The following is a 14,123-nucleotide window of genomic DNA, read 5'->3' on the forward strand; positions in this document are numbered from 1 at the left end:
GCCGCCCGCGCATTCGTCACACCAATCACACAAGTTTTCACGGACCCCACTGGCGGGCCCGCCCGAAAGCCTTTACCCTAACCCCGGGGGAAACAGGAGATCCGGGGGATTCGTCTGTGACCAGGAGATTCGTTCGCGAGGCGCACCATCGACGCTGGACGCTGTCTGCGATCGCCACGGCGATCCTCCTCGCGATCGGATTGGTCGCACCGGGGGCGGCCGTCGCGCTGCCCGATCCGGCGCCCGACGACATCACCGCGCTCGCCACGCTCGAGAAGGAGACCTCGGCCACCGAGGTCGTCCCGGGCGAGCAGTTCGCCTACACGCTGACGATGGGATGCTCGGCGATCACCGACCTCGGATGCCGCGGGGCCGTGCTCTCCGACACCGTGCCCGCGCCGTTCGTGCTCGTGGGCGCGAGCGTGGGCGGCGGGGAGAACATCGCCGACGCGCCGATCATCTCGGGCAACAGCGTCACGGTGAACTGGACGACCCCGCTCGGTGACGGCACCGTGGGCCTGCTCGACGCGACGACGGGGATCGTCGTCGTCACCGCGGTGCTCCCTCTCGACACGTCGTACGACGTGAGCGGCATCCCGGTTCTCAACAACGCCCTGCTGGAAGGCACCAACTTCGCCGACGTCGACTCCTCGGTTGAGGTGACCCCCGTGATCGAGCTCGCCCTCGAGACGATTCCCACCAAGACCCTCACTCCCGACACGGCGATCGCGATCCCGGGAACCGAGGTGGATGCCGCACTCAGCGCCACCAACGACTCGAACGCGACGGTCGAGAGCCTGGTGATCCAGGATCCGATCGATCCGCTCGCGGCGCCGAACCCGTTCGAGTACCTCGGGTTCGTCGGCTTCGGCACGGTGACCCCGCCGCCCGGGACGACCGGCACGACGTACGAGGTGTTCGTCGACGGCGCGTGGGTGGAGGCGCCCGGGGGAGTTCTGCCCGCCGGCGTCGACCCCGCCGATGTGCGCGGCACCCGCGTGACCTTCACCGGAGCGATCCCGGCCGGCACCTCGGGGTCGGTCGCACTCGATCTGGCCCTCACCGATGCCGCGGCCGCACTCGACGACGGCACGGTGGTCGACAACACCGTCCAATCGACCGTGTCCCGCGACGGGCAGATCGACACGGGGGAGTCGTCGGATCAGTTCACGATCCGCCAGAACACCGTGACGACGACGGCATCCAAATCATTCGATCCGGCCCTGCTGCTGGCGGGCGACAGTTCAGAGGTGACCATCGGCGGCACGAACAGCTCGGCGATCCCGATCGAGTCGTTGAGCTTCCGGGAGCCGTCGAGCGGAGTGTTCCCCGATGCCTATACCTTCACCGGCATCAGCGGCGGCATCACCTACCCGGCGGGGGCGACGACGGGCACGATCATCTACCACACGGCCGGCGGCGGAACGGAGTCGTTCGACTTCCCGAGTGGCGCCGACCCGCCAGACCCGGCGGCCGGCGTCGAGAACGTCGAGTGGTTCGAGGTCGTCTTCACCGGTGAGATCGAGGTGGGTGCCGGAACGACGATCCCCTTCACTGTCGAGACCGATCCCGACCTGACGCCGCTGCCGCAGACGGTGCCGAACGAGGTGCTCGTGACCGGCGAGAACGCCGGTGTCACCGGACCCTCGACCGCAGACGACAACCTCTTCATCTACGACGAGGTCATCGAGACCTACATCGACAAGACCATCCGCCCCTCGCAGATCCTCGCGATTCCGGGCGAGGTCATCACGGTCTCGCTCGCGGGCGGGCTCACCGAGAGGCCGAACCCGCCGGATCAGCCGACCGGCACCACAGGCCGCACCGACCAGGTCGTGATCCAGGATCCCGACGATCCGGTCGAACCCGACGACTTCTGGAACGCCTTCGATCTCACCTCGATCGCGCAGACGGCGGTGCCTGCCGACTCCACCTTGACGATCGAGTACTACGACACCACCGACGACACCTGGAAGGTGCTGGCCGGCCCCATCGACGGCCCGACGATCTTCACGACGGAGGTGCCCGCCGACATCCAGGACGTCGCGGGCGGCATCCGCTTCACGTATGACTACACGGGTGCCGACGGCGGCTTCGCGCCGGGCACCGACTTCGCGCCGAACTTCACCGCCGAGCTGCGTCCCGACGGCCGGTACGAGCCGGGCCCGCCGTTCTCCGACACCGAGTCGACCTTCGTGCCGAACTGCGGGCAGACCTCTGCGACCGCATCCACCCCTGGTGTCGACAGCGACACCACGGCGATCCCCGAGGAGGAGTGCCCCGAGGTCGAACTCGTGCCCCCGCCGGGCGACCTCGGCGGGGCCGGTCTCATCGACAAGGAGTTCGGCACCTCGAGCTCGGGCGGCGTGAAGACCGTGATCGCGCGCAGCGGCGACACGATCCCCTCGACCCTGTTCTGGTCGACCGGCGGCCGTTCCGGATTCGAGCGCGTCATCGTGACCGACATCGCCGACCCGGAGGGCACCGCGCTCGCGGACTCCATGTTCGACGAGTTCGACGTGGTGCGGGTGCCGGCGATCACGACCGACCCGTACCTCATCTATGACGAGGTGCTCGCGGTCGAGCTGTTCGACGGCACGCAGTGGATCCCGGCGGCGAACGACCCGTGCCCCGCAGCGTGTATCGGCACCTTCCCGGGCGTCGACCTGACGGCCGCTGAACGCGCGTCGACCCTCGGCATTCGGCTGATCTTCGTCGAGAGCCCCGATCGCGCCGCCGCGTCGGCGGGCAACCTCGACGCCCCGCCGGTCGGCTCGGGCGTCGCACGCTCGCCGTCGCTGTCGCGCTCGTTCGACATCGTGTGGCAGGTGCGCGACGAGCGGCGCTCTGACGGCACCCCGATCCTCGAGGACGTCGAGTACAACATCCCCGGGCAGCAGGGCGTCGTGCGCAACACCGCGAACACCACTGGCATCCCGCAAGACGGCGGCGACCCGTGGTCGGCCGATCAGCAGGACGACGTCTCGATCGTCGACGTTCCGATCACGACCACCACCGACAAGAACTGGTCGGGCGGGCCACTCGCCGTGCCCGCCGACCCGAACCTGCCCGCCGTGGAATTCCCCGTCTCGCAGATGGTCGTCACCACCCGCAACACCACTCCCGCTCGTGTGGACACCCTGGCGATCATCGATCCCGCGCCGGGGTCGGTCACCGACCGCACGGATGACCCGTTCCAGGCGTTCACCTTCGTGCAGTTCGCCCGCATCACCCTGCCCAGCGGCGCCACCGACGCGACCGTCGAGGTGTTCTGCCCGGGCGGGAACGTCGAGTACACCCGAGACGAGGCGCTCGCTCTCAACGCGGCGAGCGTCCCCTGCGACATCGAAGGATTCCAGGTCGTCTTCACCGGACGGATCGCCGCCGCCGCGGCAGGTCAGGTCGCCGTGGACCTGCGACTGCGCGCGTTCTGGCGGGGCACCGACGACGAACGCGTCAGCATCGCCGACAATCCGCTCTCCAATACCGCGCTCGGCGTGGTCGCCGACGTCGACGAGCCTGACAGCTGCCCGCCCCCACTCGACGCCCGGTACGCCTGCGACCAGGCCACCGCCACGATCAACCTCATCGAAGCGTCCTTCGGGGTGCGGACCTCCAAGTCGATCACCCCCGCCACGCAGACCGAACCGGACGACACGCCGGTCACGATGACCCTGCGCGCGCAGCCGACTGGCTCGGCACGCACGCAGACTCTCACGATCCTCGACGACGACCCCACGTTCTGGAACGCATTCGACTTCGTCGAGATGGATGCCGCGTGGGAGCTCCCGCCGCCTGTCGCCCGAGTGCAGGCGTGCTATCTCGACGGCGGATCGTTCACGGCTGCGAACGTCGAGGCCGATACCGTCGGGGGAACGTGGACGTGCATGGACCGCCCGGGCGACCTCTCACTCGCCGCCGCGATCGCGTTCCTGGATGCCGCACCGGAGACCCTGCACGGACTCAGCTTCCAGTTCTGGAACGAGCTCGAAATCGGCTGGGACGGACCTGTCGATCCGCTCATCGAGGTGCCGATCACCATGCAGCGGCGAGCGGACCTCCGCACGGGAGGCCCGGTGCCGACGACCCGTGCAGACGAGACCCCGGCTCCGGGAGAGCAGACGCAGGGCATCTTCTTCAACACGGTGAACACGTCGTCGCTGTCGGTCGCGATCGCGCCGGGCGTGCGCCTTGACGCGGAGGCCAGCGCGAGTGCCGAGTACCGGTATCTCCACCTCGAGGCGTCGGTCAATGTGTCGAAGTCGCCGACCGGCCTCGTGGAGCCCGGCCAGGTCATCCCGTTCGAGTTGAGCTTCACCAACACCGGTCAGCGGCCGCTCGACACCATCGTGTTCACAGACGTGCTGCCCACCGATGACGTCGGGCGTCAACTCATCTTCGATCCCGACGGCGACCCGACAGTACCGCCGTGGTCGTTCGAACTCACCGGCGACGCCCCGGATCCGCCGAGCGGTCCGCCGCTGCCGACCGACCCGGCCGAGGTCGACGTGCAGGAGATCGGAGACACCATCGTCTTCACCATGCCTCCCGACGCGGTGCTCGAGGTGGGGCAGACCTACACGATCACATTGCAGATGGTGCTGCGCCCGGGAGTGACGAGCGACGATCTCGTGCGCAACGAAACGGCGATCGAGGTCAGCGAGCCGCTCGATGACTGCGTGCCGAACCTGGGGCCGGAGCCCACCCGCTGCTGGGACGACACGACGGTCACCCCTCTGGCCGTGCCCGCCCTCAGCACCGTGAAGCTGGTGCGCGCCGACACCCCCGTCGACGAGCCCGGCATCCCGACCGTGCTCAGCGACACGAACGGCTTCGACTGCGCGGGAACGGTCGATCCGGAGGGCTTCTACCGGTACCCGTGCGTGCCGATGACGCTGCCGGGCGACACCGAGACCTGGCGATTCCGGGTGACCAACTCCGGCACGCTGCCGATGGATGAGATCGTCGCGATCGACAACCTGCCGACTCCGGGAGATCAGGGCCTCATCGTCATCGTGCCGCGCGGCAGTGAATGGACGCCGGAGTTCGTCGGCGGCATCGAGCTCGTGCCCACCCCCTCGACGCCCGCCGGGGCGACGCTGACCACGTCGTACTCCACCTCGTCGGTGCCGTGCACGTCCGACCTCAATCCGGTCGGCACCCCGTGCGCCGCCGGTGCCTGGACGCCGTGGACACCCGACGTGGACCCGCTGCTGGTGCGCAGCCTCAAGTTCGAGGTGACGTTCGCCGACGGCGCCCTGTTCGAGCCGGGCAACTCGCTCACGCTGCAGTTCCAGACGCGCACGTCGCCCGACGCGCCGATCGACGCCGATTACCCGCGGGCCTACAACACGGTCTCGACCGGAGGTGCCGCGCTCGATGACGACACCCGCATCGTGGTTCCCGCCACCGAGGGTCGTCGCGTGGGCGTGACCTACCCGACGGGCCCGATGCAGCTGCAGAAGATCGTGACCGGCCCGGAGGATGAGCTCGCTCCTGACAGCTTCCCCGTGCAGCTCGTGTGCACGACCGTCGACGGCGACCCGGTCGAGCCGCTGCCGGAGCTGGTGCTCGTGCCGGGCGACCCGCCGACGGTCGTCGAAGGGCTGCCGTGGGGGGCCACGTGCACCGCGACCGAGGGTGAGTTCGGTCAGACCGACGTCGTCATCGGCACCGCGGTGGTCGGCGGGCCCGAGGACGAGATCGGACTCGTGACGGTCGAGAACATCTACGACACGGCCGCGCTGCGCGTGGTCAAGGTCGTGGACGCAGCCGGCCTCGACAGCCTGGGTAACCCCATCGAGTACGGCCCGTTCCCGTTCAGCGCCCAGTGCTTCTTCCTCGGCGAGGAGGTCTTCGCCATCCGGTACGGCCCCGACGCCCCGATGCAGGTGATGCTCGAGCCGGGTCAGCTGTGGGCGCTGGCCGGACTCCCCGTGGGGGCCGAGTGCACGATCACCGAGGACGACGCCCTCGGCGGCACGGTGACGTGGACGGTCGATGGATCAGGCGACCCCGTCGGGCCGACCGACGGCTCGTCGGTCGAGGTCGTCGTCGAAGACGGTGCGGTCGTCGCCGTGACCGCGACCAACACGTTCACGGCCGGCTCGCTCGAGCTCGAGAAGGTGATCGAGGGTCTCGCCGGGCCGGACTTCGGCGCCGGGCCGTTCCTGTTCTTCGTGAGCTGCGTGCTCGACACGGGCGACGGCCTCGCCATCGTCCGCACCGCCCGCGTGGAGCTCGGCGGCGACCAGCCGCTCACCGCGACGATCGACGACATCGCCACCGGCGCCCGCTGCTTCGTGCGCGAGCTCGACGACGGCGGCGCCACCGACCGCGTGATCGAGCCCGGCTCGGTCGTAATCGGCGGCGACGGCACCACCGTCACGGTGACGGCGACGAACATCTTCGCGGCCGGATCGCTCGTGGTGACCAAGGTCGTCGACGGCGACGGTGCCGAGCTGTGGGGCGCAGGACCATTCGAAGTGACCCTGTCGTGCCTCGACGAAGACGGGGCGTCCGTCGACATCCCGGGCGGCGCCGTGCGCGAGCTGTCGGCGGAGAACGGCTACACCACCACCTACGATCCGCTGCTGATCGGACTGGAGTGCACCCTCACCGAGACCGGCACGGGCGGGGCGACCACCACCGTGGTCGCCGACGCGGACGGCATCGAGGTCGACGTGATCGAGGTCGTCGACGGCGAGACGGCGATCACGGTCACCAACACGTTCGAGGTGGGCGGCTTCGAGGTGGTCAAGACCGTGTCCGGCGGCGACGGGCCGCTGCACGTCGACGACGTGTTCGAGATCGCCGCCGACTGCGTCTGGAACGGCGCCGTGATCGAGGTGCCCGGCGGCGGGGTACGCGCACTCACCGTCGACGAGCCGGTCGCCTTCGAGGACCTCCCCGTCGGCGCGGTGTGCACCGTCACCGAGACCGACGACATGGGCGCCGACGCCGTCACCTTCACCCCCGCGAACGACGACGACCCGCTGTCGGCGACCGTGGAGATCGGGGCGGACGCCGCGGCATCCATCACCATCGACAACCGCTTCGACACCCCGCCCCCGCCCCTGCCGCCGACCGGCGTGGACGGGGATCGGGCAGTCGCGGGAGTGCTCATCGCGCTGATGCTCATCGCGGGCGGAGTCGGCGCTGTCGTGATCGGCCGACGCAGGCTTCTCGCGAGCTGACGCGACGAGGGGTGGATGCCGCGGGCCGCGGCATCCACCCCTCGTCTTCGTCTACGCGGACAGAGGCCGCGCCGTCGGCGCGTGGCCGCCGTGGCTGAACGCGCGCTTCGCGCGATAGCGGGCGACGAGGATGATCATCGCGCCGATCGCGAGGAAGGCGACCAGGATCGCGCCGATGTAGAGGAACGCCGACGGGTAGCCGCCGGGGCCGTGCGGATCCAGGAACGGGTACGGGTACCACCACGGCGCGCTGCCGTCGGGGTTCGCGACGAGGTCGCCCCGGATCATCGTGTACGCCGTCCAGACGAGCGGGTAGCCCACGAGCACGGCGAGCGACCACCAGGGCAGTGCACGCCGACGCGGGGCCAGGAGCAGGTCGACGACGAAGTAGAGCGGCAGCGCGACGTGCAGCACCTCGATCCCGTAGGCGTCGAGCAGGGCGATGCCGGCGGAGTCGCCGAGCGCGACGGTGGAGGGGAGGCCCCGCAGGAGCGCGTTGTAGACGACGCCGAGCAGCAGCACGGGGCCGGCCGTGGCGGCCAGCGACAGGGCGACTGACAGCGGCTCGGGCGTCGTGCCCGGGTGGCGCAGCGACCACTCCGCCGCGCCGATGAGTGCCGCCATCGCGAGGATCGTCGAGACGATGGTGAACATGCTGAAGTAGTTCGCCAGCACGTCGGCGAGCACCTGATTCTCGCGCCCCGCGCGATCGATGTTGACGATCAGCCCGGCGAGCACGCCCGAGAGGGCTGTCATCGCCGCTGCGATCCGGACCAGTGACCAATGCATCCGAAGAACTCCTTCGCTCTCCATCTGGTGTTTCCCCTGACAGAGAGGTACTCCCGGCGTGCGGCGATACGTCGAAATGTTGGCGCCGACAACGCGCGCGGAGACGCCGGGAACGGCATCCGTTTGTAGACGAATCACAACCTGTCCGCCGAATGGGGGACAGAATCCACAAACGCCGAAACTACGGTCGGGTGCGGTGGGTCTCCGAGGGCGTCGTGGCGGCGAGGCGGGCGCGCTCGCCGCGGGTCTTGAGGAGGCTCGCGGCGGTGGCGACGGCGATCGTCGCGGCGATGAACAGCAGGGAGAACCAGATGGGGATCTCGGGCGCCCACAGCATCGGCTCGCCGCCGTTGATGAACGGGAGCTCGTTGACGTGCATCGCGTGCAGCACGAGCTTCACGCCGATGAACGCGAGGATCACGGCGAGGCCCTGAGCGAGGTACACCAGACGCTCCAGGAGCCCGCCGATGAGGAAGTAGAGCTGGCGCAGGCCCATGAGGGCGAACGCGTTCGCCGTGAACACGATGTACGCCTCCTCGGTGAGGCCGTAGATCGCGGGGATGGAGTCGACGGCGAAGATGAGGTCGACGAAGCCGATGGCGATGATCGTCAGGAGCATCGGCGTGACGAAGCGGCGGCCGTTCCTGCGGACCGTCAGGCGATCCTCGTGGTACTCGTCGGTCACCGGCAATGCACGGCGCACGAGTCGCATGAAACGGCCGTTCGACGGATCGGTCTCGTGATCGCCGAACGCCTGACGGTAGGCGAGCACCAGCAGCAGAGCGCCGAAGAGGTAGAAGACCCACGAGAAGTTCGCGATGAGGGCGGCGCCGACCGCGATGAAAAGACCCCGCAGGAGGAGGGCGATCACGATGCCGATCATCAGCACCTTCTGCTGGTAGATCTTCGGCACCGCGAAGCCGGTCATCACGATGAGGAAGACGAAGAGGTTGTCGACCGACAGCGCCTTCTCGGTGAGATAGCCGGCGAAGTACTCACCCCCGTAGGTCCATCCCGAGACGATGCCGACGCCGACGCCGAACAGCAGCGCCAGACCGATGTAGAAGGCCGACCATCGCGCGGATTCGCCGATGCTCGGCTCGTGGGGCTTGCGCACGTGCGCGTAGAACTCGTAGACGAAGAAGGCGACGGTGATCGCGATCGTGATGACCCACACGAGCGGGGTGATGTTCACGGGAGGACTCCTGACCTGGCGCTGCTGATGGCGTCAAGGTCTTCTCCATCCTCGAACGAGGACCGGGGGCCCGGGATGCCACGTGCATCCGTAGTGACGAGCCGACCGTTTCGGAGTACTCCCCTTGGGTTCCGGCAGGCTAGTGGGTCGCGCCGAACGTCACCTGGGAAGACGCCGAGCATGCCGGTTGCAGGCGGGGTGCGGCATCCTGAATGACGCGGCCGGATCGCCTCGCCCGAGTTTGTCGGTGCCCGCCCGATAGGATCGGGTGTAACCGTCCGACAACGGGGGAGAAGGCCATGCCAGGCATCGTGATCGTCGGCGTCCAGTGGGGCGATGAAGGCAAGGGCAAGGCGACTGACCTGCTCGGAGACCGCACCGACTGGGTCGTGAAGTTCAACGGCGGCAACAACGCCGGCCACACGGTCGTGATCGGCAACGAGAAGTACGCGCTGCATCTGCTGCCCAGCGGCATCCTGTCGCCCGGTGTCAACGCGGTGATCGGCAACGGCGTGGTCGTCGACCTCGAGGTGCTGTTCTCGGAGCTCGAGGCCCTGCACGCTCGAGGCCTCGACACCTCGCGCCTGCGGGTGAGCGCGAACGCGCACCTCATCACGCAGTATCACCGCACGCTCGACAAGGTCACCGAGCGCTTCCTCGGCAAGCGCATGATCGGCACCACCGGCCGCGGCATCGGCCCCGCCTACGCCGACAAGATCAACCGGGTCGGCATCCGTGTGCAGGACCTCTTCGACGAGAACATCCTGCGCCAGAAGGTCGAGGGCGCTCTCGACCAGAAGAACCACCTGCTCGTGAAGGTCTTCAACCGTCGCGCGATCACGTGCGACGAGATCGTCGAAGACCTGCTGTCGTACGCCGAGCGGCTGCGCCCGATGGTCGCCGACACGGGACTCCTGCTCAACAACGCGCTGGATGCCGGAGACGTCGTCGTCTTCGAGGGCGGCCAGGCCACCATGCTCGACGTCGACCACGGCACCTACCCGTTCGTCACGTCGTCGTCGGCGACCGCGGGCGGCGCGTCGACCGGGGCGGGGGTCGGCCCCAACCGTCTGGACCGCATCGTCGGCATCGTGAAGGCGTACACCACGCGCGTCGGGTCGGGTCCCTTCCCGACCGAGCTGTTCGACGAGAACGGCGACTTCCTGCGCTCGCGCGGGTTCGAGTTCGGCACCACGACTGGGCGGCCGCGCCGCGTCGGCTGGTACGACGCCCCGATCACCCGCTACGCCACTCGCATCAACGGCATCACCGACCTCGTGCTGACCAAGCTCGACATCCTGACCGGTCTCGACCAGATCCCCGTGTGCGTCGCCTACGACGTCGACGGCCGGCATTTCGACGAGGTGCCGGTGAACCAGTCCGACTTCCACCACGCAAAGCCGGTGCTGGAGTACTTCCCGGGCTGGAAGGAAGACATCTCCGGCGCCCGCACGTTCGACGACCTCCCGCAGGCGGCGCAGGACTACGTGCTCGCCCTGGAGGCGATGAGCGGCACCCGCATCTCGGTCATCGGCGTAGGCCCCGCCCGCGACGCCGTGATCGTGCGCCACGACCTCGTCGATTGATGAGGTTCGCAGCGGTCGTGCACTCTGCGTCAGCCGCGACGTGCCGGGGTCGCGCGCGCGCCACGTGCCGGGGTGGTGCGCGTGCCACGTGCCGGGGTCGTGCGCGTGCCACTTGCCGAAATCAGGTGATCCGGCGAGGACAGGACGCTGCGGCCCGCAATCAGCCTGTCTACGGCGGATCACCTGTTCTGGGCAAGCGTCTGGGCAAGGGGTTGCGCGAGGGGTTGCGCGAGGGTCTGGGCAAGGGGTTGCGCGAGGGGTTGCGCGAGGGTCTGGGCAAGGGGTTGCGCGAACGGTTGGGCGAAGCTCTGGGAAAGAGCTTGCGCGAGAGCGGGTCGCGCGCGGGACACCGGGGGGCTGAGGCATGAGGTTCCTCCTGGGCGGCTACACCGCCGACATGGATGGCCGCGCCGACGGCATCGGCGTGCTGCTGGCCGGCGCAGCCGACGACGCCCTGGCGGGCGGCACGCTGGCCCTCGCCGACGACGTCGTCACGACCGGCGGATCACCCTCGTGGCTCACCCCGCACCCGACACTCGACGTCGTCTACGCAGCGCTCGAGGGCGACGGCACGGTGCAGGCGTTCCGCCGCACCGGCGAGACGACGTACGTGCCGCTTGGAGCGCCGGTGGCCGCCGGCGACTCGCCGTGCCACGTTGCGGTGTCGCCCGACGGGTCGTTCCTGGTGGTCTCCTGCTGGAGCGACGGTCGCGTGGTGCGCATGGCAGTGGATGCCGCGGGCCGCCCGCACACGCCCGTGATCGCCCCGATGCCCGCCGATCCCTACGACGCCGATGCCGGAGCGACCGTCTCGTTCGCCGCCCCGGGACTCGACCTCGCCGCTGCGGCCCGCGCGCTGCGCGAAGCCGCCGGCGAGGAGTACGCGCACCTCGTTCCCGACCACGACCGCGAACCGGTTGAGGACGTGGATGCCGGGGGCGCGGCATCCACTCGTCCGCCGCATGCGCATCAGGCGGTGTTCCTGCCGGGCGGCCTCATCGCGACCACCGACATGGGCTACGACCTGGTGCGGTTCTGGCGCGACAGTCCGGCCGGGCTTCGCCTCGTGCAGGACGTCGTGCTGCCGCAGGGGAGCGGACCCCGGCACATGCGCCGCCACCCGAGCGGACACCTCTACGTCGTGGCCGAGCTCTCGTGCGAGGTGTTCGCACTCGCATACGACCCGGCCGCGGCGCAGGGTGCGGGGGCGTGGCGCGTCGTCGCGGGGTCACCCCTCGGGGCGGGAACCCTGCCGGGCGACACGGCCGCCGAGCTCGCGCTCTCGCGCGACGGCGAGTTCCTCTACGCGGGCGTGCGCGGCTCCGACACCCTCGCGGTGCTGCGCGTGCGCGGTGCGGGCGACGCGGTGGCTCCGGTCGCGCTGGTCGAGGCGGGCGTGCACTGGCCCCGCCACCACGTGGTCGAGCGCGACACGCTGCTGGTGGCCGGGCAGCTCGGCGACGAGGTCGCCTCGCTCACGCTCGACCTGCGCACCGGCGTTCCGGGTCGTGTGCGGCACCGCGTCGCCGCTCCCAGCCCCACCTGCCTCCTGCCGCTGCGCTGACCCGCCGCGCCGCGGCATCCACTCCCCTGCGCCCGGCGCCCGGCGCCCCTCGCCCTGCGCTCTGCGCCCTGCGCCCTGCGCCCCGCGCCCCTGCACCCCGCGCTCCTCTGCCGATCCGGAAACCGGAGTACGCGACGTTTCCCGGATCGAGGACGCCCGGTGATCCGGAGAAGCGCGGGGGATCCGGTTTCCGGATCCGGCGCAGGGGGTTGCGCAGGGGTTGCGCAGGCGGGTTGCGCAGAGGAGACGGGGCGCGAGCCGCCGCGCCCGCGGGCGAAAGCTAGACCTTGGCGTCCTGCCGGGGGATCACGACCTGCTTGATGATTAGCAGAATGGATGCCGTCACCGGAACCGCGACGAGGGCGCCGAGAAGTCCGAGCAGGGTGCCGCCGACGAGGGCTCCGATCACGACGAGTGATCCGGGCACCGAGACCGCCTTGTTCATCACCCGCGGCGTGAGCACGTAGGCCTCCACCTGCATGTAGATGAGGTAGGCGAGCGCGAAGATCAGGGCCGACACCGGGTTGAGGATCAGGGCGACCGACGAGCCGATGATCCAGAACAAGACCGGACCCACGAGCGGGATGATCGTGATGGAGAACGCGACCACGGCCATCAGCGCCGCGAACTGCAGCCCCAGGATCAGATACATGATGAAGGTGAAGGTCGCGTTGAAGAACGCGAGCGTCACCATGCCCATGAGGTATCCGCCGATCGAGTCGGTGATCTGCTCGGTGAGGGAGGCGACCTTGGCACGGCTGCGGGCGGGGGCGAGCTGGTACATCCCCTGCTTCATCGACTGCAGGGATGCCAGGAAGTACAGGCTCAGCACGATGACGATGATCCCGCCCGAGATCGCGGTGCCGACGCCGACCACGACCTGCAGTACGCCGCCGCCGACCGCCGCGATGTTGCCGGGGTCGGAGAGGAACTTCACGACTTCGCTGGTGAGCGTTTCGATCGGGTCGCCGAAGGTCGTCGAGAGCCAGGTGTAGACGTCGGTCTGCTGGAAGTTCTCGACGATCGAAGGGATGTCCTTGATGAACTGGGTGATCTGCGAGATGACCGTCGGGATGATCAGCAGCAGCACGCCGATCAGCACGATCGCGAAAGCCGAATAGACGATCACGATCGCCCACGTGCGCCCGACCTTGCGGCGCGAGAGCATGCGCACGGCCGGATCGAGGCCGAGGGCCACGAACAGCGCGAGGGCGATGTAGATGATGATCGTCGACAGGCTGCCGAACGCGAGTCCCAGGACGACGGCGACCAGACCGCCGAGAGTGAGGGAGAAGCCGACGGCGAACGGGTTGTTCAGATTCGCCCAGCGCTGGAGCCGGCTCATGGTCGCGGGGGTGGGGTCCTCGGCGTGATCCGCGGGCGCGGAATCGGTCGCATCGGTCATGCGTCACACTCTAGGGGTGCGACGCTCCGCGCAGGAGTACCGATGCGCGACTCGGGTAGGGTCGTGGCCGAGGAGGCGCCATGACCGAGGACCCGACGACGACGCTGCACCGCCTGCGCGGCAGCATCGACAACATCGACGCCGCCCTGATCCACCTCCTCGCCGAGCGGTTCAAGGCGACGAAGCAGGTCGGGCAGCTGAAGGCGGAGCACGGGATGCCGGCGAGCGACCCGGCTCGTGAGGAGCAGCAGGTCGCCCGCCTCCGTCAGCTGGCCGAGGCCGCCGACCTCGACCCCGCGTTCGCGGAGAAGTGGTTCAACTTCGTGGTGGCCGAGGTGATCCGCCACCACACCGAGGCCGCCGACGGCCGCTGACGAAGTGCGCCCGA

7 protein-coding genes are annotated in these 14,123 nt (G+C 69.2%); 4 read left to right on the forward strand and 3 right to left on the reverse strand.

Features of this window, described 5'->3' with window-relative positions; genetic code table 11:
- Positions 1-116 precede the first annotated feature (116 nt).
- Positions 117-7,196, forward strand: a complete 7,080-nt coding sequence (locus HQM25_RS00235) for a DUF5979 domain-containing protein (RefSeq protein WP_172988379.1) — start codon at positions 117-119, stop codon at positions 7,194-7,196.
- 51 nt (positions 7,197-7,247) lie between these two features.
- Here HQM25_RS00235 and HQM25_RS00240 read toward each other — a convergent pair whose 3' ends face one another.
- Positions 7,248-7,952, reverse strand: coding sequence for a Pr6Pr family membrane protein (locus HQM25_RS00240; RefSeq protein ID WP_217275167.1), 705 nt, complete (start codon positions 7,950-7,952; stop codon positions 7,248-7,250).
- Between the two features lie 214 nt (positions 7,953-8,166).
- A complete protein-coding gene (locus HQM25_RS00245; protein ID WP_172988381.1) occupies positions 8,167-9,180 on the reverse strand; it encodes a TerC family protein in 1,014 nt (337 codons plus the stop codon).
- Positions 9,181-9,479: 299 nt separating this feature from the next.
- Here HQM25_RS00245 and HQM25_RS00250 point away from each other — a divergent pair, with 299 nt between their 5' ends.
- Positions 9,480-10,766, forward strand: coding sequence for an adenylosuccinate synthase (locus tag HQM25_RS00250; RefSeq protein ID WP_172988382.1), 1,287 nt, complete (start codon positions 9,480-9,482; stop codon positions 10,764-10,766).
- A 364-nt stretch (positions 10,767-11,130) separates the two neighbouring features.
- Positions 11,131-12,330 carry a lactonase family protein gene (locus HQM25_RS00255; protein WP_172988383.1) on the forward strand — a complete coding sequence of 400 codons (1,200 nt, stop codon included), beginning with the start codon at positions 11,131-11,133 and terminating at the stop codon, positions 12,328-12,330.
- A 280-nt stretch (positions 12,331-12,610) separates the two neighbouring features.
- Here the strand turns inward: HQM25_RS00255 and HQM25_RS00260 are convergent, their stop codons facing one another.
- Positions 12,611-13,735 carry an AI-2E family transporter gene (locus tag HQM25_RS00260; protein ID WP_172988384.1) on the reverse strand — a complete coding sequence of 375 codons (1,125 nt, stop codon included), beginning with the start codon at positions 13,733-13,735 and terminating at the stop codon, positions 12,611-12,613.
- An 80-nt stretch (positions 13,736-13,815) separates the two neighbouring features.
- Here HQM25_RS00260 and HQM25_RS00265 point away from each other — a divergent pair, with 80 nt between their 5' ends.
- A complete protein-coding gene (locus HQM25_RS00265) occupies positions 13,816-14,109 on the forward strand; it encodes a chorismate mutase (protein ID WP_172988385.1) in 294 nt (97 codons plus the stop codon).
- Positions 14,110-14,123 lie beyond the last annotated feature (14 nt).

Origin of the sequence: Microbacterium hominis (assembly GCF_013282805.1) — a bacterium.
Lineage (GTDB): Bacteria > Actinomycetota > Actinomycetes > Actinomycetales > Microbacteriaceae > Microbacterium > Microbacterium hominis_B.